The organism is Pseudomonas sp. NBRC 111143, from assembly GCF_001320965.1.
GTDB classification, from domain to species: domain Bacteria; phylum Pseudomonadota; class Gammaproteobacteria; order Pseudomonadales; family Pseudomonadaceae; genus Aquipseudomonas; species Aquipseudomonas machongensis.
The window spans coordinates 108,713-134,371 of the sequence record NZ_BCBT01000010.1; the positions used below are offsets into that span (position 1 = coordinate 108,713).

The window sequence follows — 25,659 nt, forward strand, 5'->3', positions numbered from 1 at the left end:
GTCGCAGTCTAGGCCATTGAGAGGGGGGAGGGCCAGCGGTGGGCGCTGTCATCGGTGTGGGGTACTTCGCGGGTAAACCCGCCCCCAGGAGAGGGGCGGGTTGCCCGCGAAGGGGCAGCAAGGGCCGAGTCAGCCTTGCTGCAGTGCCAGTTTATCAGCCAGGCGCACGAAGGCCGCCAGGTCCAGCTGTTCAGGGCGCAGGCTGCCATCGACGCCAGCCGCCTCGATGGCCTGGCTGTCGAGCAGCCCCTTGAGTGTGTTGCGCAGTGTCTTGCGGCGCTGGTTGAACGCTTCGCGCACCACGCGCTCGAGCAGTGCCGGGTCCTTGGCCGGGTGCGGCAGCACTTCGTGCGGCACCAGGCGGACGATGGCCGAATCCACTTTCGGTGGCGGATTGAACGCGCCAGGGCCGACGTTGAACAGGTGTTCCACGCGGCAGTGGTACTGCACCATGATCGACAGGCGTCCCCAGTCCCCGCCGCCCGGACCTGCGGCCATGCGCTCGACCACTTCTTTCTGCAGCATGAAATGCATGTCGCGGATCAGTCCGGCGTGAGCCAGCAGGTGGAAGATCAGTGGCGTGGAGATGTTGTAGGGCAGGTTGCCGACGACTTTCAGGCTGCGCGGCGGCACGCCCAGGGTATTGAAATCGAACTTGAGGGCATCGCCCTGGTGCAGGCGGAAATTGTCACGGTCGGCGAACTTGTGCTGGAGGATGGGCACCAGGTCCTTGTCCAGCTCGACCACGTCGAGTTGTGCGCCGCTGCCCAGCAGTCCCTCGGTCAGGGCGCCCTGGCCCGGGCCGATTTCCAGCAGGTGCTCGCCCACCTTGGCGTTGATCGCCCGCAGGATGCGGTCGATGATGCCGGCGTCGTGCAGGAAGTTCTGGCCGAAGCGCTTGCGCGCCCGGTGTTGGTAGTGCTCGTTCATGGTCGGTTCTCGGCCATCTGGTAGGCGGTTTCCAGGGCGACGCGCAGGCTGCCGGTGTCGACCTTGCCGCTACCGGCCAGGTCCAGGGCAGTGCCATGATCGACCGAGGTACGGATGATCGGCAGGCCCAGCGTCACGTTGACTGCGGCGCCGAAGCCCTTGTACTTGAGTACGGGCAGGCCTTGGTCGTGGTACATCGCCAGCACTGCGTCGCAGTGCTCCAGATATTTGGGGGTAAACAGGGTATCGGCCGGCAATGGACCGCACAGGTCCATGCCCTCGGCGCGCAGGCGCTCGAGCGCGGGCTCGATGATGTCGATTTCTTCACGGCCAAGGTGGCCGCCTTCGCCGGCATGCGGGTTGAGGCCGCAGACCAGGATGCGTGGTTGGGTGATGCCGAACTTGTCGCGCAGGTCGGCATGCAGGATACGCGTGACGCGTTCCAGGCGTTCGGCGGTGATGGCGTCGGCGATGTCGCGCAGCGGCAGGTGCGTGGTTACCAATGCCACACGCAGACCGTGGGTGGCGAGCATCATCACCACCTGGGCCGTCTGGGTGAGGTCGGCGAGGAACTCGGTATGCCCGGAGAAGGCGATACCGCTCTCGTTGATCACGCCCTTGTGCACCGGGGCGGTGATCATCCCCGCGAAGTCACCCTCCAGGCAGCCTTGGCCCGCGCGGGTCAGGGTCTGCAGGACGAAAGCCGCGTTGCGTGAGTCCAGTTGGCCGGCAGTCACAGGCGTTGCGGGTGGCGTGTCCCACACATAGAGACTGCCTGCGGGGGCCGGTTGGTCTGGCCAGGCATCCGGCGAGACCGGCAGCAGCACAACCGCCAGCCCCAGCTGCGCGGCCCGCTCGGCGAGCAGGTCACGGCTGGTGATGGCGATCAGGGGGTGCGGCTGAGGCTCTGCGGCGAGCAGCAGGCACAGGTCTGGACCTATGCCGGCCGGCTCGCCGGGGGTGACGGCGAAGCGCAGGGGCTTCACTGGGTCGCCTGGTCGGCGCCAGGCAGCTTGATCTCAACGTAGGCTTCGTCGCGGATCTGGCGCAGCCAGGTCTGCAGCTCTTCGTCGTATTTACGGTTGCGCAGTACGTTCAGGGCCTGCTGTTCGCGGGCCTGTTCGGTGCTGTCGGTAGCGCGACGACCGAGTACTTCCAGAACATGCCAGCCGTACTGGGTGCGGAACGGCTTGGTCACGACGCCTTGCTCGGCGTTGGCCATCTGCTCGCGGAATTCCGGAACCAGGCTGTTCGGGTCGACCCAGTTCAGGTCGCCGCCGTTGAGTGCGGAACCTGGATCTTCCGAGAAGCTTTTCGCCAGTTGGGCGAAGTCTTCGCCATTCTTGATGCGATCGTACAGGCGTTCAGCCAGTTGCTCGGTCGCCGCATCGCTGCGGATCTCGCTGGGCTTGATCAGGATATGACGTACATGGACTTCGTCGCGCAGTACGCTTTCGCTGCCACCGCGCTTCTCCTCGAGCTTGAGGATGATGAAGCCGTTGGGGATGCGAATCGGCTGGGTGATGTCACCGATGGACATGCTGCTGAGCATCTTGGCGAAGTCAGGTGGCAGTTGGCCGGCCTTGCGCCAGCCCATCTCGCCGCCTTCCAGGGCGTTTTCGCTGGCCGAGCGGGCGATGGCCAACTGGCCGAAGTCGGCGCCCTGGCGCAGTTGCTGGTAGACCTCGCCAGCCTGGCGTGCCGCGGCCTGGATAGCGTCCGAATTGGCGCTTTCCGGGGTCGGAATCAGGATGTTGGCCAGGCGGTATTCTTCCGACATCTGCATCTTGCCCAGGTCGGAGTTGAGGAAGTTCTTCACTTCCTGCTCGGACACCTGGATGCGCTCGGCCACGCGACGCTGGCGAACGCGGCTGATGATCATCTCGCGCTTGACCTGATCACGGGCGTCATCGAACGACAGACCATCGTGAGCGAGGGCAGCACGGAACTGATCCAGCGACATGCCGTTGCGCTGGGCGATGGTGCCGATGGCCTGGTTGAGTTCTTCGTCGGTGATACGAATGCCCGAGCGCTCGCCGATCTGCAGTTGCAGGTTCTCGACGATCAGGCGTTCCAGCACCTGCTGTTCCAGGGCGCCGGCAGGCGGCACGCCACCGCCGCGCTTGGCGATGGTCTGCTGCACTTCGTGTACGCGCTGGTCCAGCTGGCTCTGCATGACCACGTCGTTATCGACGATGGCCACCACGCGGTCCAGGGGTTGCGGCGCGGCATGCACCGCACCGCTCAGCATTACGGCGCCCAGCATCAGCGGGCGCAGACGATCAATAAGCTTGCTCTTCACGTGTACGGTAACCTTGAATGCCTTGGTCCAGGAACGATTCGACCTTGTTGCCCACGACGCCGCCGAGGCCTTTGAGGACGATCTGCAGGAATACGCCGTGGTCGCCTTTCTCGTTCTGCGGCAACGCCTGGCTGAAGTCGTCTGCATCGAGCCAGTAGCGATTGATCAGACGCACCTTCCAACAGCAGCTGTCGTATTCGAAACCACCCATCGCTTCGAGGGTGCGGTTGCGGTTGTAGTCGTGCTGCCAACGGGCGATCACACTCCATTGCGGCACGATCGGCCAGATGACCGAGAAGTCGTGCTGCTGGATCTTGTAATAGTCCTTGATGTAGTTGGGGTCACCCGGAGAGCCATAGTCGCCGCCACCCACTTTCCATACTCCGCTGAGGGAGTCGTAGGTGATGGTGTCGTTGCGGTAGCGATAACCGAGGTTGACCACCTTGTTCGGGTTGTCTTCCGGCTGGTAGTGGAACATCGCACTGCCCGAGCGGGTGCTGCGGCTGTCCGGATCCCAGTTGAAGTCCGAGTTGAAGCGCCAGTCGCGGTTGAAGGCGTACTGATAGACCAGGGCGTACGGCGAAACGTTCGACTTGGCGTCGTCGCGAGTACGGTAATCGATACCGGGCAGCTGTACCTTGCGGTCTTCGAAGTAGTAGGCCTGGCCAATGCTGAAACGTTGGCGCTCGAACCCATTCTCCTCGATCCAGCGGGTGGTCACGCCCAGCGACAGCTTGTTCTCGTCGCCGATGCGGTCCAGGCCGCTGAAGCGGTTGTCGCGGAACAGCGAGTCATAACTGAAGAGCGTTTCACCAGAATCGAACAGAGGGATGTCTTTCTGGTCCTGGTTGGGAACATAGAGATAGAACAGGCGTGGTTCGAGCGTCTGGCGATAATTGGTGCCGAACAGCGAGGTATTGCGGTCGAAGTACAGGCCGCTGTCGACGCTGTAGATCGGAACGTTGCGACTGATCGAGCTATGGTAACTGCCGTACCCGTCGATGGACGACTGCGCTTGGGCCTGCGTCTTGCCCTGGCCATCGAGGTCCAGATCATAATTCGTATAGACGTACTTGAGCTTCGGAGTGATATATCCGTAGCTGGCGGCCATCGGCAAGCTGATGGATGGTGCGATGTTCAGCCGGTTGCCGTTGGCGCGGGCAATACCTGAAACGCTCTCGTCTATACGGCGACCACCAATAATATTGCCCGCCGGGTCGAATACATACCCCAGCGAGCCATCCGCCTCACCATCCTTGTTGAAGACCAGATCGTTTTTCAGGTTGCGATCAAAGCGAACGGCCTCGGTCTCGTAACCGAAGTCCAAGCCCGCCGGATGATAGGGCAGCATGCCATTGAGCGTGATCTGCGGAAGCTTGTCGTATGGCGTGATCTGGGAGATCGTCGCCATTTCGAAGGCATGGGCGTTCAGCGTTGCAGAGTAGGAGTCACCGCGATAGGTGAGCGTGCCGCGCTGGTTGACGAAGTCGCGCTTCTGCACGCCGATCTGGTCGGTCTCGAGGTCCTGGAAGTAGAACGGGTCGCTGATGTCGGTGTAGTCCACCTCGGTCATGATCCGGTCATCCAGGCCGCCCTTGTGCTGCCAGTTGACCATCCAGCGTTCTTTCTTGTAGTCCGTCTGCAGCTTGCGGTCGTCGTCCTCGTCGTTGAGGTACGCGCCGCCGAACTGACCTTCGCTCGACTTGGTCAGGTAGCGGAATTCGCCTTCCATCAACAAGCCGCGCTTGGCCATGTAGCGCGGATACAGGGTGGCGTCGTAGTTCGGCGCCAGGTTGAAGTAGTACGGCGTGACCAGCATGAAGCCGGTGTCGCTGCTGGTGCTGAACGACGGCGGCAGGAAACCGGACTGGCGACGGTCGTCGATCGGGAAGTAGATGTACGGTGTGTAGAACACCGGAATATCCTTGACCCGAAGGGTGACGTTGGTGCCGGTACCGAAGCCGGTGGCCGGGTTCAGGGTGATGTTGTTGCCCTTGAGCTGCCATGCGTTGCTGCCCGGCTCACAGGTGGTATAGGTACCGTCCTTGAGGCGGATGATGGCGTTTTCGGCACGCTTGGCGTACAGGGCCGAGCCGCGGATGTGCGACTTGTGCATCACGTATTCGGCGTTGTCGACCTTGGCTTCGCCAGTATCGAGCTGGACTTCGGCCTGGTCGCCCACCACCAGCGTACCGTTGTCGCGAATCTTGACGTTGCCCTTGAGCTCGCCGCGGTTCTCGGTCTGGTAGAGGTTGGCTTCGTCGGCTTCGGCCTGCATGCTGCCCTGGCGCATGACCACGTCACCGGCCAGGGTAGCGATCTGCTGCTCCTGCTGGTACTTGGATACCTTGGCGTTGAGGTAGGTCGGCGACTCGTCCTTGGGCGTGGAGTCGTTCATGCCCGGACGGGTCGGCTCGATGTACGCGCCGCCGCAATACGGGCCGGTCTCGGCCAGTTGCGCAGCGGTGAGCTTCTCGCGGGGTACCCAGTCCAGATGGCTGTAGTCTTCGCTGCGCGATTTCAGCGCACGGCCCTTGCTCTCGGTGACCAGCACCGGCTTGGGCTCGGCACTGCCAGCCGCCTCGGCGGTCTGGGCCTCGGTGCCGCCACTGAGCGCTGCGCCATCGTGCACAGGGCGCGGCGGCAGAGTGCTGGCAGCGGTCTTGGGCTTGCAGTCCCAACCACCGGCGGCGGACACTTGGCAGTCGAACTGCTCGGCAGCCACCACGTACGATGTGGCCAGAGGTTGCAGGGCCAGCAGACCGCCAGTCACCAGCAATGGAAACTTTCTACGAAACGCGGGGGATTTCAATGCCATCTTATTAGTCCGGGCTTCCTGCGTGCCATCTGCCCGCGTGTGGGGCCGCACGCCTCTCGATGGTCTGAAAAAGATGCTGGATAATAAAGCATGACCCGCTTGACGGCTAGGGGCCGTCGGAGACCCTTGTAATGCCTGATCATGATGTACGCCTGCAACAGCTGACTGTGTGGCTCGAACAACAGCTTCAGAATCTTTTCCAAGAAAACGCCTGGGGCGACGTGCCTGCGGGCAGCCTGACCGCCGCCAGCAGCGACGCGAGCTTTCGTCGCTACTTCCGCTGGGAGGGCGGCGGACACAGTTTCGTGATCATGGATGCGCCACCGCCGCAGGAAAATTGCGCACCTTTCGTCGCCATCGACCACTTGCTGGCCAGCGCTGGTATCAACGTGCCGGTGATCCATGCCCAGGACCTGGAGCGTGGCTTCCTGCTGTTGAGCGACCTGGGGCGCAAGACATATCTGGAAATCATCGGCGACGACAATGCCGATGCCCTGTTCGCCGATGCCATTGACGCGCTGCTGGCCCAGCAACAACTGCCGATGCAAGCGCCGCTGCCGAGCTACGACACCGCCTTGCTGCGCCGCGAACTGGAGCTGTTCCCCGAGTGGTATGTCGGGCGTGAACTGAAACTGGCGTTCAGCGAAGCGCAGCAAGCCAGCTGGCAGCGTGTCAGCCAGCAACTGATCGACAGTGCCCTGGCCCAGCCCAAGGTCCTGGTGCACCGCGACTACATGCCGCGCAACCTCATGCACAGCGCCCCCAACCCGGGCGTGCTGGACTTTCAGGACGCCGTCTACGGCCCGGTGACCTACGACATCACTTGCCTGTTCAAGGATGCCTTCCTCAGTTGGCCGCAAGCACGTGTCGATGGCTGGTTGCGCAGCTACTGGGACAAGGCGCAGGCCGCAGGGATTCCGGTGCAGCCTGAGTTTGAAGAATTCCAGCGTGCCAGCGACCTGATGGGCGTACAACGCCATCTCAAGGTGATCGGCATCTTCGCCCGCATCTGTCACCGCGATGGCAAGCCGCGCTACCTCACCGACGTGCCGCGTTTCTTTGCCTATATAGATGAAGTGATCGCCCGTCGCCCTGAGCTGGCCGAGCTCGGTCAACTGATCGGCGAACTCAAGACCGGGGCACACCCATGAAAGCGATGATCCTGGCGGCAGGCAAGGGCGAGCGCATGCGCCCGCTGACCTTGCACACCCCCAAACCCCTCGTGCCTGCCGCGGGCAAGCCGCTGATCGAGTACCACCTCGAAGCCTTGGCCAGGGCGGGGGTGAGCGATGTGGTGATCAACCATGCCTGGCTCGGGCAGCAGATCGAGGATCACCTGGGCGATGGCAGCCGCTTCGGTCTGAGCATCAGCTATTCGCCCGAGGGCGAGCCGCTGGAGACCGGCGGCGGCATCTTCAAGGCGCTGCCGCTGCTGGGGGATGCGCCGTTCCTGCTGGTCAACGGTGACGTCTGGACCGAATACGACTTCAAGCGCCTGTTTCAACCGCTTCAGGGCCTTGCGCACCTGGTGCTGGTGGACAATCCGGGGCATCACGGGCGTGGCGACTTCCGTCTCGACGGCACGCACGTCGTCGATGGCGACGACGCTCCCGGCACCCTGACGTTCAGTGGCCTGTCGGTACTCGACCCGAAGTTGTTCGAAGGCTGCCAGCCCGGCGCCTTCAAGCTCGCGCCGCTGCTGCGCCAGGCAATGGCGGCCGGGCAGGTGACAGGTGAGCATTATCCTGGGCAGTGGATCGACGTCGGCACTCTCGAGCGCCTGGCCGAGGTCGAGCGCCTGATCGGCGAGCGTGCCTGACATGTGGTGGCCGAGCACAGTGATTGGTGCCGGAGCCGGTTTTGCCGTGGCCAGCATTCCTGGCGCCTTGCTGGGCGCCCTGCTGGGGCAGGCCATGGACCGGCGTCTGCGCTTGCAGGGATGGGATGATGTACGCGAGCGCCTGGGTGGGCGTCCGGCCTTGCGCGACGAAGAGTTGCTGTTCGTGCTGTTGGGGCGTCTGGCCAAGAGTGATGGGCGAGTCGCAGAGGGGCATATCTATCAGGCACGTCAGGAAATGACCCGCCTGGACCTTGCGGAGCCCGCCCGCTTGCGGGCGATCGCGGCATTCAACCGCGGCAAGTCGGGCAAGGACCGTCTGGGGCAGTACCTGCGCCGTATCGGCCAGCAGCCCCACGGCGCCGAAGGTACGCTGCGGGCGTGCTGGCGCATGGTCTGGGCCGATGGCAAGGCGGGGCGGCACGAGCGTGAGCTGTTGCTGGACTGGGGCCAGCAATTGGGCATGAGCCGTAACCAGGTGCAGGCCTTGTCCCAGGAGTACGAGCCGAGCCGTTCTGCGGTCGAGGGCGGGGTGATGACCTATGCCGCGGCACTGCGACTGCTGGGCGTCGAGGTCGATACCGACGGTGATCGGATCAAGCAGGCCTATCGCCGACTGGTCAGCCGGCATCACCCGGACAAGCTGGTCGGTAGTGGTGCAAGCGAGGTCCGGGTGCGTGAAGCGACCGAGCGCACGCGTGAGTTGCATCAGGCTTATGCCCTGATTCGCAAGCGGCGGGGCATTTGAGGGGCAGGGTGCGGTGGTGAATTCGTCGCGGGCAGGTCGCAGCGGCGAACCGCTGCTCCCACAGGGGGCAACACACCCAGCCCCTTACTGCGCTTCCTGCGGCATCAACCATCCCCGCACCCGACGGAACAGCTGCTCTTGCTCCGCTGCCCTGGCACCCGGCATGGCAATCAGCGACAGCTGCCGATACTGGCTGTCCTTCTCGCGCTTGCTGGCTTGCAGGCGCAGCTTGGCGGCGTTCTGATCGCGGGTGCGGGTCATGACGTAGATGTCGGCGGTGGGCACCTTGAGCGTCGGTACCAGGCTTTCCAGATCGTGCTCGACCCGTGCCGGTGTCTGCGCCGAGATCAGTGCCAGCTTCTGCACCTGTGGTGGCTGTTTCTCGCTCACATAGCGCGCCGCCCAGTACGCACCGCTGCCATGGCCGATCAAGACGATGCTGTGGGCATTCTGCTGCTGGGCGAAGGCCACGGCAGCATCGAGGCGGGCGAAGATGCGGGTGGCGTCGGCGGAGTCGTTCTGCTCGTCGGCCTGCACGGCGTCGGTGCCCTGCGCGGTATCGGCATCGGCCGCCGTGGCCTGGGCGACATTGGCGTTGGCGTCGTCCGGCGTATCCTTGGCCGGGGCGCTGGTGCCCTTGCCTTCTACCTTGTCGGGCTGGGCGGCGGGTGTGTCGGTGGCGCGTGCCTGCGGGCTGTCGGCCAGCAGATCGGGCAAGCTGATGCTCAGGCTGTGCCAGCCGACATCGGGGAACTTGTTGCGCAGCGGGCCGACAGCATTCGGCCAGTCGGCGGTTTCGCCGGCACCGGGCACGATGATCACGGCGCCTTTCGGGGCGCTGTCGTTTGCCGGTTTCCACAGCGCCAGAAAGTTTTCGCCGTCGGCCTGCAGGGTCTTCTGCTCGGCCTTGGGCACCAGGCGTTCCAGGGCCTGGGCGTCTTCCTGGCTGCGTTCGGCCAGGGGCGCGCGCACGGCAGTGGTTTCGGCCGGCGCGGCAGGTTTGTCGGGGTCGGCGGCATGGGCCGCGAGCGGTAGGGCCGAGGCCAGGCAGAACATGGCCAGCGTCGTGCGATAAAGTATGAACATGGATCAACCCAAGGCCAGAATGATACCGGCAGCCTAATAGTATTTGCCCGCGACGGCCACGCAGATGGCCGTCATTGCCAAGATGAGCGTATCGATGAAGCGAATGCGTTGCCTGTTGGTTATCGGCTGGTTGTGCCTGCCCTTGATCGCCCTTGCCAAACCCCCGGCAGCCCCGTCGGTGGTGCTCGAGCCTGCGCAGCAGCAATGGCTCGACAGCCATCGCAGCCTGCGCGTGGGCCTGGTGCTGCAAGCACCCTATGCTCAGTTCGACCGGCGCCTGCAGCAGTTGTACGGGGCCAACGTCGAGCTGGTGAGCTGGCTGGGGCGGGCTCTGAATCTGGACCTGACCTGGCGAAACTTCCCAGATCAGACTGCCTTGGAGCATGCGTTGCAGGCTGGCGAGATCGATTTTGCCCCAGGCCTCGCTCAAACCCCGGCAAGCCTGCGCCTGTGGCTGTTCAGCGACCCCTACATGCGTGTGCCGCAATTGCTGGTCGGCCTGCGCAGTGGTGCGCTGGCGGTCGACTTGGAGCAGCTTGGCGCCAGCGACCGGGTGGCCGTGCGCATGCCAAGCAGTCTGGCCGATTACCTGCGTGGCAACTTCGCCAATCTCAACCTGCAGGGCGTGCCCAATGAGCGCGAGGCGCTGCAGTTGGTGCTGGGTGCGCAAGCCAGCTACGCCGTGCTCGACGAGGCGCAGCTCAGTCGCCTGTCGCGCGAGAGCGAATTCGGTGACCTGGTGGTCGTGGGCGACATTGGCCTGCCGCAGTTGCTGCGTATCGGCTCGCGCCGCGATTGGCCGCTGCTGGCCGACGTGCTGGAGCGCGGTCTGCAGGCGATGCCTGCCAGGGAACTGGAGCAGTTGCACCAGCGTTGGTTGCAACCGAAGTACCCGCGCCTGAGCGAGTCGGCGGGGTTCTGGCAGAACCTTGCGTTGTTGTTCGGCTTGTTGCTGCTCTGCGCGCTGGCCACCCTGGCGATGCAGCGTCGCCAGCAGCACCGGCTCGAGCGGAGCCTGCTGAGCGTGCGCGAGAGCCTGCTCGAACGCCAGGCCCGTGAAGAGGCACTGCGGTTGAGCCAGTTTTCCATCGACCAGAGCACCGTCGGCATCCTCTGGGTGCATTGGGACAGCCACGTGCGCTATGCCAATCATGCTGCCGAGCGCATGCTCGGCCATGGCGAGGGCGAACTGCTCGAGCGACCGCTGATCGATATCGAGCCGAGTCTGCACATGGACCGCTGGCTGGAGTTGTGGAAGCGTGCGCGCACGGGCGACAGTGGGGCACAAGCGTTCGAGACCCTGTGCCGTCGTGCCGATGGCAGCTTGCTGCCGGTAGAGCTGTCACTGAGCTTCCTGCGTTTTCGGGATGCCGAATACCTGGTGGTGTTCATCACCGATGTCACCGAGCGCCGCCGCGCCCTGGCGGCCCTGCGCGAGAGCGAGGCGCGGCTCAAGGGTATCGCGGGCAACGTGCCGGGCCTGGTCTTTCGCCTGGAGCGTGATCCTGCCGAGGGCGAGCCGGAGTTTCCCTATGTCAGTGAGGGCAGCGAGGCGCTGGTCGGCTATGCCCCCGCCCAGATCCAGCAGGCGGACATGGGGCTGCGCAACCTGGTCCACCCCGATGACCGCGCTGACTATCACCGGGTCCAGGACCTGGCGCTGGCCAATGACCGCGACTGGTCCTGGCAGGGCCGCATTCTCACCCGCGAAGGTCTGCAGCGCTGGGCCGACATCAAGGCCAGCGCCCGGCGTCAGGCCGATGGCCGGGTGGTGTGGGACGGCATTGTCTGGGATATCACCCAGAGCAAACGGGTCGAGCTGGAACTGGCGCGCTCCCAGGAGCAACTGCGTGAGTTGTCGGCACACCTGGAGAGTGTGCGTGAGGAGGAGAAGGCGCGGATCGCCCGTGAAGTGCACGATGAGCTCGGGCAGATGCTCACTGTGCTCAAGTTGGAAGTTTCGATGTGCGAGCTGGCTTTCGCCGAGCTCGACCCGGGGCTCAACGAGCGACTTACCAGCATGAAGCGACTGATCGCCCAGTTGTTCCAGCTGGTGCGCGATGTGGCCACGGCGTTGCGTCCGCCGATCCTCGATGCCGGGATCGCCTCGGCCATCGAATGGCAGGCCCGGCGCTTCGAGGCGCGCACGCAGATTCCCTGCCTGGTGCAGGTGCCGGATAATCTGCCAGCATTGAGCGATGCCAAGGCCACCGGACTGTTCCGCATCCTGCAGGAGGCGCTGACCAATGTCATGCGCCATGCCAGGGCGCACACGGTGCAAATCGAGCTCAAGCATGAAAATGACTGGCTACGCATGACGGTGATCGACGACGGTGTCGGTTTCAGCCCGGCTCAGTCACGCCCCACCTCGTTCGGCCTGGTCGGCGTGCGTGAGCGGGTGCTGATGCTGGGCGGCAGCGTGACCCTGGAAAGCGAGCCGGGCGAGGGCACCAGCCTGAGCGTGGCCATCCCTCTTTATTAGGAGAAACACCGTGATTCGAGTGCTGGTGGCTGAAGACCACACCATCGTCCGCGAGGGCATCAAGCAATTGATCGGCCTGGCCAAGGACATGCTGGTAGCGGGCGAGGCCGGCAATGGCGAGCAGTTGCTCGAAACGCTGCGCCATACCCCCTGCGAGGTGGTGCTGCTGGATATCTCGATGCCGGGCGTCAACGGCCTGGAGGCGATTCCGCGGATCCGCGCGCTGAACAGTCCGCCAGCCATCCTGGTGCTGTCGATGCACGACGAAGCACAGATGGCAGCACGCGCGCTCAAGGCGGGGGCGGCAGGCTATGCGACCAAGGATAGCGACCCGGCGCTGCTGCTGACCGCGATCCGCCGCGTCGCCGGTGGTGGTCGCTACATCGACCCGGTGCTGGCCGACCGCATGGTCTTCGAGGTGGGCCTGACCGAGACCCGGCCGCTGCACACACTGCTGTCGGAGCGTGAGTTCTCGGTGTTCGAACGCCTGGCCCAGGGTGCCAACGTCAACGACATCGCCCAGCAGCTGGCGCTGTCGAGCAAGACCATCAGCACCCACAAGGCGCGGTTGATGCAGAAGCTCAAGGTCAATTCGCTGGCGGAGCTTGTGAAGTACGCCATGGAGCACAAGCTGGTCTGATTGCGACATGCATCTGTGGGAGCGGGCTTGCCCGCGAAAGGTCCCTGCCTGTCGATCTCTGTGTCTGTGTCGACCTCTTCGCGGGCAAGCCCGCTCCCACAGGGTTGGAGGTGTCGGGATGAGGAGTATTCCAATCGCGTCATCCTTGTAGGGCAATCCCTACAACAACTCTTCCATCTGGATGATGGCATTCTCTCAGCACCCCCGATTTCCGGGGCTTTGCCGTTCTTCTAGTCTTTTGCCTACGCAGTCATTCCAACAAGAAGGTGCAGGGCATGAGCGAGGCGAATTCGAACGAGACGCTGGTCAGCTTCCGTGGTGTGCAGAAGAGCTACGACGGCGAATCGCTGATCGTCAAGGACCTCAACCTCGACATCCGCAAGGGCGAGTTCCTCACCCTGCTCGGCCCTTCCGGTTCGGGCAAGACCACCAGCCTGATGATGCTGGCCGGTTTCGAGACCCCCACCGCCGGTGAGATCCAGCTGGCCGGGCGCTCGATCAACAACGTGCCACCGCACAAGCGCGACATCGGCATGGTGTTCCAGAACTATGCGCTGTTCCCGCACATGACCGTCGCCGAGAACCTGGCTTTCCCCCTGAGTGTGCGCAACCTGAGCAAGACCGACATCAGCGAGCGGGTCAAGCGTGTGCTCAACATGGTCCAGCTCGACAGCTTCGCCAAGCGCTACCCCGGCCAGCTTTCCGGCGGTCAGCAGCAGCGTGTGGCGCTGGCGCGAGCGCTGGTGTTCGAGCCGCAACTGGTGTTGATGGACGAGCCGCTCGGGGCGCTCGACAAGCAGTTGCGCGAACACATGCAGATGGAGATCAAGCATATCCACCAGCGCCTGGGCGTGACCGTGGTCTATGTCACCCACGACCAGGGCGAGGCGCTGACCATGTCCGACCGCGTGGCGGTATTCCACCAGGGCGAGATCCAGCAGATCGCCGACCCGCGCACCCTCTACGAAGAGCCCGCCAACACTTTCGTCGCCAACTTCATCGGCGAGAACAACCGCATCAACGGCACTCTGCTGGCGCGCAACGGCGAGCGCTGCCAGGTGCAACTGGCACGTGGCGAGAAGGTCGAGGCGCTGGCAGTGAACGTCGGCCAGGCCGGCGAGCCGGTGACCCTGTCGATCCGCCCGGAGCGCGTGCGTCTCAACGGCCACAGCGAGCATTGCGTCAACCGTTTCTCCGGCCGCGTGGCCGAGTTCATCTACCTGGGCGACCACGTGCGGGTGCGCCTGGAAGTCTGCGGCAAGGCCGACTTCTTCGTGAAGCAGCCAATCGCCGAGCTCGACCCGGCCCTGGCCGTGGGCGATGTGGTACCGCTTGGCTGGCAGGTGGACCACGCCCGTGCGCTCGACCCGATTGCCGAAGCCCACTGATCGATTGCTTCACCAACCCTGTACTGTGGAGAGAATAATAATGCGCAAGCAGTTGAAACTGACCGCCCTGGCCCTGGGGCTGTTTACTGCGGGGCAGGCCCTGGCCGCGGACCTCACCGTGGTGTCGTTCGGCGGTGCCAACAAGGCGGCCCAGGTCAAGGCGTTCTACGAGCCGTGGGAAAAGGCCGGCAAGGGCAAGATCGTCGCCGGGGAGTACAACGGCGAGATGGCCAAGGTCAAAGCCATGGTCGATACCAAGAGCGTGTCGTGGGACCTGGTCGAGGTGGAGTCGCCAGAGCTGGAGCGCGGTTGCCAGGAAGGCCTGTTCGAGGAACTCGACCCCGCGCCGTTCGGCAACGCGGCCGACTACGTACCCGGTGCGATCCAGGGCTGCGGCGTAGGCTTCTTCGTGTGGTCCACGGTGCTGGCCTACAACGCCGACAAACTCCAGACCGCGCCCACCAGTTGGGCCGATTTCTGGGACACCAAGAAATTCCCCGGCAAGCGTGGCCTGCGCAAGGGTGCCAAGTACACCTTGGAATTTGCCCTGATGGCCGACGGCGTAGCGCCCAAGGATGTGTACTCGGTGCTGCAGACCAAGGCCGGTGTAGACCGAGCCTTCAAGAAGCTCGACGAGCTCAAGCCGAACATCCAGTGGTGGGAAGCCGGCGCCCAGCCGCCGCAGTACCTGGCCTCGGGTGACGTGGTCATGAGCTCGGCCTACAACGGCCGGATCGCTGCGGTACAGAAGGACAGCAACCTGAAGGTGGTGTGGAACGGCGGGATTTACGATTTCGACGCCTGGGCCATTCCGAAGGGTGCGAAGAACGTGGAAGAGGCGAAGAAGTTCATCGCCTATACCGTGCAACCGGCACAGCAGAAGATCTACTCCGAGAACATCGCCTACGGCCCTGCCAACTCCAAGGCCATCGAACTGCTGTCGGACGATGTGAAGAAGGACATGCCGACCACGCCCGAGAACATCGCCAACCAGGTGCAGATCGACGTGGCCTTCTGGGCCGACAACAGCGAGCAGTTGGAGCAACGCTTCAACGCCTGGGCTGCGAAGAAGTAACGCGCCTCAAAGGAGCGCCGGGGTTTGACCGGCGCTCCCTCGTTTTCTGTGTTTTTCGGAGTTCGCCATGGCCATTGCAGTGCCCCTGAATGAAGGCGCAGGTCCAAGTCTCAAACAGCGCCTCAAGCGCGCCGAACGGGTCAACCGCTGGAAGGCCCAGGCGTTGATCGCGCCGCTGGCGCTGTTCCTGCTGCTGGTGTTCCTCGTGCCGATCGCCGCACTTTTGTACAAGAGCGTCGAAAACCCCGAGGTGGTCGCAGGCCTTCCGCGCACCGTCGACGCCGTGTTGCAGTGGGACGGCAAGAGCCTGCCCGACGAGGCGGTGTACAAGGCCCTCAGCGAGGACCTGGCCGAATCGCGCAAGAACCAGACCCTGGGCGAGCTTTCCAAGCGCCTGAACATGGAGCTGGCCGGCTACCGCAGCCTGCTGTCCAAGACAGCACGTGCACTGCCGTTCAAGACCGAACCGGCTTCCTATAAAGAAGCCCTGCAAACCCTTGATGAGCGCTGGGGCGACCCGGCCTACTGGCAGGCAATTCGCCGTAACACCAGCGAGGTGACACCTTTCTACCTGCTGGCCTCGCTGGATCACCGCATCGATGATCTGGGCGAACTGGCCAAGACCACCCCTGACCAGGCCATTTATCTGGACATTTTTGCCCGCACCCTGTGGATGGGTGTGGTGATCACCGTGATCTGCCTGGTGCTGGCTTATCCACTCGCCTACCTGCTGGCCAACCTGCCGACCCGGCAGAGCAACCTGTTGATGATCCTGGTGTTGTTGCCGTTCTGGACTTCGATCCTGGTGCGGGTGGCGGCGTGGATCGTGCTGTTGCAGTCTGGCGGCCTGATCAATAGCGCGCTGATGGCCATTGGCATCATCGATCAGCCGTTGGAGCTGGTGTTCAACCGCACCGGGGTCTACATCTCCATGGTGCACATCCTGCTGCCGTTCATGATCCTGCCCTTGTACAGCGTGATGAAGGGTATTTCGCCCAGCTACATGCGTGCGGCGATCTCGCTGGGCTGTCATCCGTTCGCCAGCTTCTGGCGGGTGTACTTCCCGCAGACTTACGCCGGTGTCGGCGCCGGCTGCCTATTGGTGTTCATCCTTGCCATCGGCTATTACATCACCCCCGCCCTGCTGGGCAGCCCGAACGACCAGATGGTCAGCTATTTCGTCGCCTTCTACACCAACACCAGCATCAACTGGGGCATGGCCACGGCCCTGGGCGGGTTGCTGTTGCTGGCAACCGTGCTGCTGTACCTGATCTATAGCTGGCTGGTCGGCGCCAGCCGCCTGCGCCTGAGCTGAGGAGCCTTGTCATGCTGAGCCCTTACATGTCGCCCGTGGAGCGGGTCTGGTTCTACAGCCTGCGCATTCTCTGCGGCCTGATCCTGTTGTTCCTGGTCTTGCCGGTGCTGGTGATCATTCCGCTGTCGTTCAACAGCGGCAGCTTCCTGGTGTACCCGCTGCAGGGCTTTTCGCTGCAGTGGTACCAGGACTTCTTCGCCTCTGCCGAGTGGATGCGCGCGCTGAAGAACAGCATCATCGTCGCTCCGGCGGCCACGGTACTGGCCATGGTGTTCGGCACCCTGGCCGCGATCGGCCTGACCCGCGGCGACTTCCCCGGCAAGTCGCTGGTGATGGCGCTGGTGATTTCGCCGATGGTGGTACCGGTGGTGATCATCGGTGTGGCCAGCTACTTGTTCTTCGCGCCGCTGGGGATGGGTAACAGCTTCATTTCGTTGATCCTGGTGCACGCGGTGCTGGGCGTGCCGTTCGTGATCATCACCGTGTCGGCGACCCTTCAGGGGTTCAACTACAACCTGGTGCGCGCCGCGGCCAGCCTCGGCGCCTCGCCCTTGCTGACCTTCCGTCGGGTGACCTTGCCGCTGATTGCGCCGGGCGTGATTTCCGGAGCGCTGTTCGCCTTTGCCACGTCCTTCGATGAGGTGGTGGTGACGCTGTTCCTCGCTGGCCCAGAGCAGGCCACCTTGCCGCGGCAGATGTTCAGTGGCATTCGCGAGAACCTGAGCCCGACCATTGCGGCGGCGGCCACGTTGCTGATTGCGTTTTCGGTGATCCTGCTGCTGACCCTGGAGTGGTTGCGCGGGCGCAGCGAGAAGTTGCGGACCCAGCAGCCGGCCTGATCCTGCGGCGGCTGCACCGGCCTCATCGCGGGGCAAGCCCGCTCCCACAGTTGCCCCGCGATGAGGCCGGTACAGACAACCCCGGTTCCGTGCACCGTTCGACACCAATTGATACCAATCAGCCCCCGTCCACTTCCCTGGGTTACAATGCGCGCCACCGTGATTTCCACCACATAGGTGCGCCATGCAGCCCTACGCTATTGCCCCCTCCATTCTTTCCGCCGATTTCGCCCGCCTGGGCGAGGACGTCGACAAGGTTCTGGCCGCCGGGGCCGACATCGTCCACTTCGATGTCATGGACAACCACTACGTGCCCAATCTGACCATCGGTCCGATGGTCTGCACCGCACTGCGCAAGTACGGAGTGACCGCGCCGATCGATGTGCACCTGATGGTCAGCCCGGTCGACCGCATCATCGGCGACTTCATCGAGGCCGGCGCTACCTACATCACCTTCCACCCGGAAGCGTCGCAACACATCGACCGTTCGCTGCAACTGATCAAGGACGGCGGCTGCAAGGCCGGCCTGGTATTCAACCCGGCCACCAGCCTGGACGCACTGAAATACGTGATGGACAAGGTCGACATGGTCCTGCTGATGAGCGTCAACCCCGGCTTCGGCGGGCAGAAGTTCATCCCTGGCACCCTCGACAAGCTGCGCGAGGCCCGCGCGCTGATCGATGCCAGCGGGCGTGATATCCGCCTGGAGATCGATGGCGGCGTCAACGTCGGCAACATCCGTGAAATCGCCGCTGCCGGCGCCGACACCTTCGTTGCCGGCTCGGCGATCTTCAACGCCCCGGACTACCAAGAAGTGATCGCCAAGATGCGCGCCGAACTGGCCCAGGCCCGCCCATGAGTGGCTTTGAGCAGCTGTTCCCGGGGACGCTGCCCAGGCTGGTGATGTTCGATCTGGACGGTACGTTGATCGATTCGGTACCGGACCTGGCCGCCGCCGTGGACCGCATGCTGCTCGAACTGGGGCGCCCGGCCGCAGGGCTGGATGCCGTGCGCCAGTGGGTGGGCAACGGTGCCGAGGTGCTCGTGCGTCGCGCCCTGGCTGGCGGCATCGAGCACGATGCTGTCGATGCGCAACTGGCCGAGCGTGCGCTGGCACTGTTCATGGAAGCCTATGGCGAAAGCCATGAGCTCACCGTGGTCTACCCAGGCGTGCGCGACACCTTGCGCTGGTTGCGCAAGCAGGGCGTGGAGATGGCGCTGATCACCAACAAGCCCGAACGCTTTGTCGGGCCGTTGCTGGACCAGATGAAGATCGGTCGCTATTTCCGCTGGATCATCGGTGGCGACACCCTGCCACAGAAGAAGCCCGACCCGGCGGCGTTGCTGTTCGTCATGAAGATGGCCGGCATTGCGCCCGAGCAGTCGCTGTTCGTCGGCGATTCGCGCAGTGACGTGCAGGCGGCCAGGGCAGCGGGGGTCAAGAGCGTCGGCCTGACCTACGGCTACAACCACGGACGGCCGATCGACGAGGAGTCGCCGAGCCTGGTACTCGACGATCTGCGCCTGCTGTTGCCCGGTTGCTTAGTCACCGACACTGGGATAACGTGGGCGGACCTTCAAGCCTCCCAAGACAGAGACTCCACTGTGGGTGCTACCGGCAAATTCTGGATGAAAGTCATCAAGGCCCTGGCCCGTTGGCGCTGGCGCGCCTGACTCCCGCTCGCCGGCGCCTGCCGGCCCGTCCGCTTGCCCGAACCCATTGCTGCTTGCCACGAGGCTACCCATGACCCGCGAAGAATTCCTGCGCCTGGCCGCTGCCGGCTACAACCGCATTCCCCTGGCCTGTGAAACCCTGGCCGACTTCGATACGCCGCTGTCGATCTACCTGAAGCTTGCCGACCAGGCCAACTCTTATCTGCTCGAGTCCGTGCAGGGCGGGGAGAAGTGGGGGCGCTACTCGATGATCGGTTTGCCTTCGCGCACGGTGATGCGCGTGCACGGCTACCGGGTGAGCATCCTGCACGATGGCGTCGAGGTAGAGACCCACGAGGTCGAGGATCCACTGGCATTCGTCGAGTCGTTCAAGGACCGCTACAAGGTCGCCGACATTCCTGGACTGCCGCGCTTCAATGGTGGCCTGGTCGGCTATTTCGGCTATGACTGCGTGCGCTATGTCGAGAAGCGCCTGGGCGCCTGTCCGAACCCGGATCCGCTGGGGGTGCCGGACATCCTGCTGATGGTCTCCGACGCCGTGGTGGTGTTCGACAACCTGGCCGGCAAGATGCACGCGATCGTGCTGGTCGAGCCGTCTGAGGAGCAGGCGTTCGAGCAAGGCAAGGCGCGTCTGGATGGCTTGCTCGACAAGCTGCGCCAGCCAATCACCCCGCGTCGGGGGCTGGACCTCAGCGGGCCGATGGCCGCTGAGCCTGAATTCCGCTCCAGCTACACCCGGGACGACTACGAGAATGCGGTCGGGCGGATCAAGGAATACATCCTCGCTGGCGACTGCATGCAGGTCGTACCGTCGCAGCGCATGTCCATCGACTTCAAGGCTGCGCCCATCGATCTGTACCGGGCGCTGCGCTGCTTCAACCCGACCCCCTACATGTACTTCTTCAACTTCGGCGACTTCCATGTGGTCGGCAGCTCGCCGGAAGTGCTGGTACGGGTCGAGGATAATCTGGTCACCGTACGTCCGATCGCTGGCACCCGCCCGCGCGGCGCCAACGAAGAGGCCGACCGCGCGCTGGAAGACGACCTGCTGTCGGACGACAAGGAAATTGCCGAGCACCTGATGCTGATCGACCTGGGGCGCAACGATGTGGGGCGTGTGTCGTCCACGGGCAGCGTGCGCCTGACCGAGAAAATGGTGATCGAGCGTTATTCGAACGTCATGCATATCGTCTCGAACGTCACCGGCGAGTTGGCCGAGGGGCTGACGGCGATGGACGCACTGCGTGCGATCCTGCCGGCCGGCACCTTGTCGGGCGCGCCGAAGATCCGGGCGATGGAGATCATCGACGAGCTGGAGCCGGTCAAGCGGGGTGTCTATGGTGGTGCAGTGGGTTACTTTGCCTGGAACGGCAACATGGACACCGCCATTGCCATCCGTACTGCGGTGATCAAGGACGGCGAACTGCACGTGCAGGCCGGTGGCGGCATCGTGGCCGACTCGGTACCGGCACTGGAGTGGGAAGAGACCATCAACAAGCGTCGGGCGATGTTCCGTGCCGTGGCGCTGGCCGAGCAGACGCCGCGCGGCTGATGGATGAAAAAACGGCGCTCTGATGGGCGCCGTTTTTTTGGTGGTGTGAGTGGGCTGCTGCGCAACCCATCGCGGGGCCAGCCCGCTCCTACAGGTTCACTGCGATTTCTGTAGGAGGGGGCTGGCACCGCGACGGGTTAATCCTCAAAAGTCCAGGCTCACCGCCAGGCTTACCCCCTGTTGGCGCAGCTCATCACTCTTGCGCCAGTTGTAATTGCCCCGCAGGTTCACCCCCGGCACCAGTTCATGGCTGAGGCCCAGGCTCGCGCGGGTCAGGTTGCTGTGCGGCGTGTAGCCGGCAAGGGTGAAGTCGTTGCCCGGCAGGGTGGTCAGGTGCATGGTCAAGTCCTGGCGGTCATCCTCGAACTCGTGTTCGCGCGCGACCTCGGCGAACAACCGCGTGCTCGGCAGAACTTGCACACTGCCCAGCAGCCCTGCACCCAGGCGGCGGGACTTGCGGTCCTGGTCGTCGAAAGCCAGGGCCGTGGAGCGTCCGCTCTTCTCGTCGTAGCCATCGACCTTGACTCGCGCATAGTCGGCGCTGATGAACGGCGCCAATTGCCAGCTGCTCGCGTCGGCGGCCAGGTTGTAGCCCAGTCGCCCGCTGATGGCCCAGGCCTCGCCATCGGTATCGCCTTTTTCGGTACGCTCGCTGGCGCCCAGGGCGAAGCTGCGTTTGAGATCGCTGTAGTCCAGGTGCCCGGCAGTCAGCGTCGCATCGGCCCACCAGCGGTTCTGGCGGAACTGGGCGAAGGCACTGGCCAGGTAGCTGTCAAGCTTGTAGTCAGAGTCCTGTTGGCCTGCCTCCAGTTTCTGTCTGTAGACGCCTGCTGCCAGGCCGACGCGCCAGGCATCATCGAGCCGGTAGCTACCGCCGAGGGTCAGGTTGTAACCGCGGCCATCGCCACTTGCCGAACTGCGCTGGCTGCCGAAGTCCAGATCCTGGGCGCCGGTGGCGACGAAGGCTTGCCACTGACCAACGGCCTGCCAGGGTGTCTGCCACTGGTTGCGCAGCTCATCCTGATGGGCGCGCAGGCTGGCGTGGGCCATTTCCGGAAGCAGCGTCAGTTCCCAAGGGGCGGCTAGGATGGAGTAGGCGTAGTCGGCGATCAGTTGCTGGCCAGCAATGGTTGGGTGTACCGAGTCGTTGAACAGCAGCCGGGTTGGGTCGGGGTTGGTGCCGTTGGCGCCATAGACCGGGTTTTGCACGCAGCTGTCGCCGCTGTAGCAAGTGCCGACCAGGTTCTGGTCTGCGGCCAGGCCGAACTCCGCCGGGCTGCGCAGCGCTTCGCCGAGCAGGGTGGGGATGTTCAGCGGGATGATTTCAGCGTCGATCTGGCGCAATTGGTTGAGCAGCGACTGGTTGAACACGCCCGAAAGCTGCGACAGCGGGCCCTGCTGCGGCGTACCGCTGAAATTCGGGGTCTGCCCCAGATCGGGCAGCAGCCACACCATGATGTAGCGCGCTCCGCCCTGCTGCAGGGCCTGGGCACTGGCGGCCAGCCGCGCGCCAGCGGCGGCTGCATCGGCGGCGCTGTTGACCTGCCCCTGCAGGACGTCATTACCGCCACCGGTGACGTAGTAGAGCGCATTCGGGTCGGCTCGCAAGCCGTTGGCCAGGTAGCCGGGGCGCTCACGCAGGACGAGACCTGCGCCAGGGCGCCCGGGTGGAATCACCGCCTCGGAGGTGTCGGTGATCGAGTCGAGGATCTGCTGTGTCGTGTAGCCGCCGACGGCCCAGTTGTTGCCGTCGGGGCGACCTTGCACAAGATTGACCCGCGAGGTGGATGGGCCCAGTTCCGTGTCGGAAAAGCCCAGCTTCCCGCCAAGGATCATGGGTGACACCGGGGCATAGTTGCCGTTCGCATCGCGATTGGTGAAACGCATGCCCGGTGTGCCACCGGTGAGATCAGGGAACTGCCCCGCATCGCTCAGGCTGTCGCCGAATACGATCAGTGAAGAGTACGGCGAGGGCGCCGCCATGGCCTGGCTGCAGGCGAGGGTGAGCAGGCACAGGGCCGTGCGCAGGAAAGGTGGCTGTCGCATGTGGAAGTTCCTTTTCATTGTTTTTATGGAGACAAGCCCGAAGACCTTAGCAAAAAAGCACGCAGTCCGTTCGTTCCCCAGTATTTGCGGCGTATTGCGCCTGTCGTCGCGGTAGGCTACTGTGCCGGGACGTATGAGCGAGAACTACCCCGTGTTGATCGTCAGCAAACTCCTGATGCGCGTTATCAAGGCTCACGCCCGTTGGCGTTGGCGCGCCTGACTCTTTCTCCTGCCGGTCCTGTCCGGCCCGCCCCCGTTTGCCCTCCTGTCGTTCCATCTTCGCTGTCGCGGTAGAGCCGCGCCCATGTCGAGGCAGGAAGGTTCGAAAGCACAGTCAGTAGATTCAAGAGGTTGACCCCAGATGTTACTGATGATCGACAATTACGACTCCTTCACCTACAACGTCGTCCAGTACCTCGGCGAGTTGGGTGCCGAGGTCAAGGTCATTCGCAACGACGAACTGACCATCGCCCAGATCGAAGCCCTCAACCCGGAGCGCATCGTCGTTTCGCCCGGCCCTTGCACGCCCAGCGAGGCAGGCGTTTCCATCGAGGCCATCCTGCACTTTGCCGGCAAGCTGCCGATCCTCGGTGTGTGCCTGGGCCACCAGTCCATCGGCCAGGCGTATGGCGGTGACGTGGTGCGGGCCCGCCAGGTCATGCATGGCAAGACCAGCCCGGTGTTCCACCGCGATCTGGGCGTGTTCGCCGGCCTGAACAACCCGTTGACCGTGACCCGCTACCATTCGCTGGTGGTCAAGCGCGAAACCCTGCCGGACTGCCTCGAAGTCACCGCCTGGACTGCCCATGCAGACGGTTCGGTCGACGAGATCATGGGCCTGCGCCACAAGACCTTGAACATCGAAGGGGTGCAGTTCCACCCCGAGTCCATCCTCACCGAGCAGGGCCACGAGCTGTTCGCCAACTTCCTCAAGCAGACCGGCGGCCGCCGCTAAGGATCGATCATGGATATCAAGAGCGCGCTGAGCCGCATCGTCGGCCACCTGGACCTGTCCACAGACGAAATGCGCGATGTCATGCGTCAGATCATGACCGGACAATGCACCGAGGCGCAGATTGGCGCCTTTCTGATGGGCATGCGCATGAAGAGCGAGAGCATCGACGAGATCGTCGGCGCCGTTTCGGTCATGCGTGAGCTGGCCGACAAGGTCGAACTCAAGAGCCTCGACGGTGTGGTCGACATCGTCGGCACCGGCGGCGACGGGGCCAACATCTTCAACGTTTCCACAGCTTCGGCCTTCGTGCTCGCCGCGGCCGGTTGCCCGGTGGCCAAGCACGGCAACCGCGCGGTGTCCGGCAAGAGCGGCAGCGCCGACCTGCTGGAGGCGGCCGGTATCTACCTGAACCTTACGCCAGTGCAGGTGGCCCGCTGCATCGATAGCCTGGGGATCGGTTTCATGTTCGCCCAGACTCACCACAGTGCGATGAAGCATGCTGCTGGCCCGCGCCGCGACCTGGGCCTGCGCACGCTCTTCAACATGCTTGGCCCGCTTACGAATCCGGCCGGTGTGAAGCACCAGGTGGTTGGCGTATTCACCCAGGCCCTGTGTCGCCCGCTCGCCGAAGTGTTGCAGCGCCTGGGCAGCAAGCATGTGCTGGTGGTGCACTCCAAGGATGGCCTGGACGAATTCAGCCTGGCCGCGCCGACTTTCGTCGCGGAATTGAAGAACGGTGAGATCACCGAATACTGGGTCGAACCGGAAGACCTTGGCATGAAGAGCCAGAGCCTGCATGGCCTGGCGGTCGAGGACCCACAGGCTTCGCTGGCGCTGATCCGTGACGCCCTGGGCCGACGCAAGACCGAAAACGGCCAGAAAGCTGCCGAAATGATCGTGCTCAATGCTGGCGCAGCGCTGTATGCCGCCGACCATGCGATGAGCCTGAAGTCGGGCGTCGAACTCGCCCACGATGTGCTGCACACCGGCCTTGCCTGGGAAAAACTCCAGGAGCTGGGCGCCTTTACCGCGGTATTCAAGCAGGAGAACGGAGCATGAGCGTACCGACGGTGCTGGAAAGGATCATCGCCCGCAAGTTTCAGGAAGTGGCCGAGCGCAGCGCGCGCGTGAGCCTCGCCGAACTGGAGCGTCTGGCCAAGGGTGCCGATGCTCCCCGCAGCTTCGCCAACGCCTTGATCGAACAGGCCAAGCGCAAGCAGCCTGCGGTCATCGCTGAGATCAAGAAGGCTTCGCCGAGCAAGGGCGTGATCCGTGAGCACTTCGTGCCTGCGGAAATCGCGGTGAGCTACGAGAAGGGCGGCGCCACCTGCCTGTCGGTACTCACCGACGTGGATTACTTCCAGGGCGCAGACGAGTACCTGCAACAGGCCCGCGCTGCCGTGTCGTTGCCGGTGATCCGCAAGGACTTCATGGTCGATCCCTACCAGATCGTCGAAGCCCGCGCCCTGGGCGCCGACTGCGTGCTGCTGATCGTCTCGGCACTGGACGATGTGAAGATGGCCGAGCTGGCCGCCACCGCCAAGGATGTCGGTCTCGACGTGCTGGTGGAGGTACACGATGGCGATGAGCTCGAGCGTGCGCTGAAAACCCTCGACACGCCACTGGTGGGGGTCAACAACCGCAATCTGCACACCTTCGAGGTCAGCCTGGACACCACCCTCGACTTGCTGCCGCGCATTCCGCGTGACCGCCTGGCGGTCACCGAGAGCGGTATCCTCAACCGCGCCGACGTGGAGCTGATGGAAATCAACGAGGTGTATTCGTTCCTGGTGGGCGAGGCCTTCATGCGTGCGGAGCAACCGGGGTTGGAACTGCAGAGGCTGTTCTTCCCGGATCAGGTGAAGAAGACTGTTCAGCCTCTGGACTGATCAAAAAACGAAGCCGGCTTGATGCCGGCTTTTTTGTATGACTGTTCCGGCCCTTCCGCGGGCCAATGAACCGGATTTCCAAG

General features: G+C 63.8%; 21 protein-coding genes. 15 read left to right on the top strand and 6 right to left on the bottom strand.

All coding sequences use genetic code 11. The features are described from left to right. Positions 1 to 129: 129 nt before the first annotated feature. From rsmA to APH44_RS08345, 4 genes are read right to left on the bottom strand one after another with little or no spacing between them, the layout of a single operon-like run. Positions 130 to 930 carry a 16S rRNA (adenine(1518)-N(6)/adenine(1519)-N(6))-dimethyltransferase RsmA gene (gene rsmA, locus APH44_RS08330; RefSeq protein WP_054892221.1) on the bottom strand — a complete coding sequence of 267 codons (801 nt, stop codon included), beginning with the start codon at positions 928 to 930 and terminating at the stop codon, positions 130 to 132. Next, complete coding sequence (pdxA, locus tag APH44_RS08335) at positions 927 to 1,916, bottom strand: 4-hydroxythreonine-4-phosphate dehydrogenase PdxA (RefSeq protein ID WP_054892222.1); 990 nt, start codon at positions 1,914 to 1,916, stop codon at positions 927 to 929. Before pdxA ends, rsmA begins: the two co-directional genes overlap by 4 nt. Then, the gene (surA, locus tag APH44_RS08340) at positions 1,913 to 3,232 is read right to left on the bottom strand and encodes a peptidylprolyl isomerase SurA (protein ID WP_054892223.1); all 1,320 of its coding nucleotides are present in this window, start codon (positions 3,230 to 3,232) and stop codon (positions 1,913 to 1,915) included. Before surA ends, pdxA begins: the two co-directional genes overlap by 4 nt. Next, positions 3,213 to 6,050, bottom strand: coding sequence for an LPS-assembly protein LptD (locus tag APH44_RS08345; protein ID WP_054892224.1), 2,838 nt, complete (start codon positions 6,048 to 6,050; stop codon positions 3,213 to 3,215). Before APH44_RS08345 ends, surA begins: the two co-directional genes overlap by 20 nt. Before the next feature lie 131 nt (positions 6,051 to 6,181). On the opposite strand from APH44_RS08345, the gene APH44_RS08350 reads away from it, so the two are divergent. Genes APH44_RS08350 through APH44_RS08360 form a run of 3 tightly spaced genes read left to right on the top strand, consistent with a single transcriptional unit; the run spans position 6,182 to position 8,635 of the window. Then, positions 6,182 to 7,201, top strand: coding sequence for an aminoglycoside phosphotransferase family protein (locus tag APH44_RS08350; protein ID WP_054892225.1), 1,020 nt, complete (start codon positions 6,182 to 6,184; stop codon positions 7,199 to 7,201). After that, the gene (gene murU / locus APH44_RS08355) at positions 7,198 to 7,869 is read left to right on the top strand and encodes an N-acetylmuramate alpha-1-phosphate uridylyltransferase MurU (protein ID WP_054892226.1); all 672 of its coding nucleotides are present in this window, start codon (positions 7,198 to 7,200) and stop codon (positions 7,867 to 7,869) included. The genes APH44_RS08350 and murU overlap by 4 nt, the downstream gene beginning before the upstream one ends. Position 7,870: 1 nt before the next feature. Next, positions 7,871 to 8,635 carry a TerB family tellurite resistance protein gene (locus APH44_RS08360; protein WP_054892227.1) on the top strand — a complete coding sequence of 255 codons (765 nt, stop codon included), beginning with the start codon at positions 7,871 to 7,873 and terminating at the stop codon, positions 8,633 to 8,635. 84 nt (positions 8,636 to 8,719) lie between these two features. Here the strand turns inward: APH44_RS08360 and APH44_RS08365 are convergent, their stop codons facing one another. Beyond that, the gene (locus APH44_RS08365; RefSeq protein WP_054892228.1) at positions 8,720 to 9,721 is read right to left on the bottom strand and encodes an alpha/beta hydrolase family protein; all 1,002 of its coding nucleotides are present in this window, start codon (positions 9,719 to 9,721) and stop codon (positions 8,720 to 8,722) included. A gap of 94 nt (positions 9,722 to 9,815) precedes the next feature. On the opposite strand from APH44_RS08365, the gene APH44_RS08370 reads away from it, so the two are divergent. The 9 genes from APH44_RS08370 (at position 9,816) to trpE (ending at position 20,686) form a co-directional block, all read left to right on the top strand. Further along, positions 9,816 to 12,203 (top strand): PAS domain S-box protein, encoded by a 2,388-nt coding sequence (locus tag APH44_RS08370; protein WP_054892257.1) that lies wholly within the window; start codon positions 9,816 to 9,818, stop codon positions 12,201 to 12,203. A 10-nt stretch (positions 12,204 to 12,213) separates the two neighbouring features. Next, complete coding sequence (locus tag APH44_RS08375; RefSeq protein WP_054892229.1) at positions 12,214 to 12,843, top strand: response regulator transcription factor; 630 nt, start codon at positions 12,214 to 12,216, stop codon at positions 12,841 to 12,843. Positions 12,844 to 13,118: 275 nt separating this feature from the next. Beyond that, positions 13,119 to 14,231: an ABC transporter ATP-binding protein gene (locus tag APH44_RS08380; protein ID WP_054892230.1), complete on the top strand. Its 1,113-nt coding sequence runs from the start codon at positions 13,119 to 13,121 to the stop codon at positions 14,229 to 14,231. A 40-nt stretch (positions 14,232 to 14,271) separates the two neighbouring features. Further along, entirely contained in the window at positions 14,272 to 15,306 is a 1,035-nt protein-coding gene (locus APH44_RS08385) for an ABC transporter substrate-binding protein (RefSeq protein ID WP_054892231.1), read from the top strand. Between the two features lie 67 nt (positions 15,307 to 15,373). Continuing rightward, on the top strand, positions 15,374 to 16,621 hold the full coding sequence (locus tag APH44_RS08390) for an ABC transporter permease (protein WP_054892232.1): 1,248 nt from the start codon (positions 15,374 to 15,376) through the stop codon (positions 16,619 to 16,621). An 11-nt stretch (positions 16,622 to 16,632) separates the two neighbouring features. After that, on the top strand, positions 16,633 to 17,460 hold the full coding sequence (locus APH44_RS08395) for an ABC transporter permease (RefSeq protein ID WP_054892233.1): 828 nt from the start codon (positions 16,633 to 16,635) through the stop codon (positions 17,458 to 17,460). 184 nt (positions 17,461 to 17,644) lie between these two features. After that, complete coding sequence (rpe, locus tag APH44_RS08400) at positions 17,645 to 18,319, top strand: ribulose-phosphate 3-epimerase (protein ID WP_054892234.1); 675 nt, start codon at positions 17,645 to 17,647, stop codon at positions 18,317 to 18,319. Continuing rightward, entirely contained in the window at positions 18,316 to 19,134 is an 819-nt protein-coding gene (locus tag APH44_RS08405) for a phosphoglycolate phosphatase (protein WP_054892235.1), read from the top strand. The genes rpe and APH44_RS08405 overlap by 4 nt, the downstream gene beginning before the upstream one ends. Positions 19,135 to 19,204: 70 nt before the next feature. Continuing rightward, entirely contained in the window at positions 19,205 to 20,686 is a 1,482-nt protein-coding gene (gene trpE, locus APH44_RS08410; protein WP_054892236.1) for an anthranilate synthase component I, read from the top strand. A 144-nt stretch (positions 20,687 to 20,830) separates the two neighbouring features. Here trpE and estP read toward each other — a convergent pair whose 3' ends face one another. Then, complete coding sequence (estP, locus tag APH44_RS08415) at positions 20,831 to 22,732, bottom strand: esterase EstP (protein ID WP_054892237.1); 1,902 nt, start codon at positions 22,730 to 22,732, stop codon at positions 20,831 to 20,833. Between the two features lie 361 nt (positions 22,733 to 23,093). Here estP and APH44_RS08420 point away from each other — a divergent pair, with 361 nt between their 5' ends. The 3 genes from APH44_RS08420 to trpC are packed head-to-tail and all read left to right on the top strand — an operon-like array spanning position 23,094 to position 25,576. Further along, positions 23,094 to 23,687, top strand: coding sequence for an aminodeoxychorismate/anthranilate synthase component II (locus APH44_RS08420; RefSeq protein ID WP_054892238.1), 594 nt, complete (start codon positions 23,094 to 23,096; stop codon positions 23,685 to 23,687). A gap of 9 nt (positions 23,688 to 23,696) precedes the next feature. Further along, positions 23,697 to 24,746, top strand: a complete 1,050-nt coding sequence (gene trpD, locus APH44_RS08425; protein WP_054892239.1) for an anthranilate phosphoribosyltransferase — start codon at positions 23,697 to 23,699, stop codon at positions 24,744 to 24,746. Further along, complete coding sequence (gene trpC, locus APH44_RS08430; RefSeq protein ID WP_054892240.1) at positions 24,743 to 25,576, top strand: indole-3-glycerol phosphate synthase TrpC; 834 nt, start codon at positions 24,743 to 24,745, stop codon at positions 25,574 to 25,576. The genes trpD and trpC overlap by 4 nt, the downstream gene beginning before the upstream one ends. Positions 25,577 to 25,659 lie beyond the last annotated feature (83 nt).

Coding starts and splice junctions, on each gene's coding strand:
- estP (WP_054892237.1), bottom strand. CDS start 22,732: ATGCGACAGCCACCTTTCCTGCGCACGGCCCTGTGCCTGCTCACCCTC.
- APH44_RS08345 (WP_054892224.1), bottom strand. CDS start 6,050: ATGGCATTGAAATCCCCCGCGTTTCGTAGAAAGTTTCCATTGCTGGTG.
- APH44_RS08370 (WP_054892257.1), top strand. CDS start 9,816: ATGAAGCGAATGCGTTGCCTGTTGGTTATCGGCTGGTTGTGCCTGCCC.
- trpC (WP_054892240.1), top strand. CDS start 24,743: ATGAGCGTACCGACGGTGCTGGAAAGGATCATCGCCCGCAAGTTTCAG.
- APH44_RS08395 (WP_054892233.1), top strand. CDS start 16,633: ATGCTGAGCCCTTACATGTCGCCCGTGGAGCGGGTCTGGTTCTACAGC.
- APH44_RS08390 (WP_054892232.1), top strand. CDS start 15,374: ATGGCCATTGCAGTGCCCCTGAATGAAGGCGCAGGTCCAAGTCTCAAA.
- APH44_RS08385 (WP_054892231.1), top strand. CDS start 14,272: ATGCGCAAGCAGTTGAAACTGACCGCCCTGGCCCTGGGGCTGTTTACT.
- APH44_RS08405 (WP_054892235.1), top strand. CDS start 18,316: ATGAGTGGCTTTGAGCAGCTGTTCCCGGGGACGCTGCCCAGGCTGGTG.
- APH44_RS08420 (WP_054892238.1), top strand. CDS start 23,094: ATGTTACTGATGATCGACAATTACGACTCCTTCACCTACAACGTCGTC.
- trpD (WP_054892239.1), top strand. CDS start 23,697: ATGGATATCAAGAGCGCGCTGAGCCGCATCGTCGGCCACCTGGACCTG.
- rsmA (WP_054892221.1), bottom strand. CDS start 930: ATGAACGAGCACTACCAACACCGGGCGCGCAAGCGCTTCGGCCAGAAC.
- trpE (WP_054892236.1), top strand. CDS start 19,205: ATGACCCGCGAAGAATTCCTGCGCCTGGCCGCTGCCGGCTACAACCGC.
- APH44_RS08360 (WP_054892227.1), top strand. CDS start 7,871: ATGTGGTGGCCGAGCACAGTGATTGGTGCCGGAGCCGGTTTTGCCGTG.
- APH44_RS08380 (WP_054892230.1), top strand. CDS start 13,119: ATGAGCGAGGCGAATTCGAACGAGACGCTGGTCAGCTTCCGTGGTGTG.
- APH44_RS08365 (WP_054892228.1), bottom strand. CDS start 9,721: ATGTTCATACTTTATCGCACGACGCTGGCCATGTTCTGCCTGGCCTCG.
- APH44_RS08350 (WP_054892225.1), top strand. CDS start 6,182: ATGCCTGATCATGATGTACGCCTGCAACAGCTGACTGTGTGGCTCGAA.
- murU (WP_054892226.1), top strand. CDS start 7,198: ATGAAAGCGATGATCCTGGCGGCAGGCAAGGGCGAGCGCATGCGCCCG.
- rpe (WP_054892234.1), top strand. CDS start 17,645: ATGCAGCCCTACGCTATTGCCCCCTCCATTCTTTCCGCCGATTTCGCC.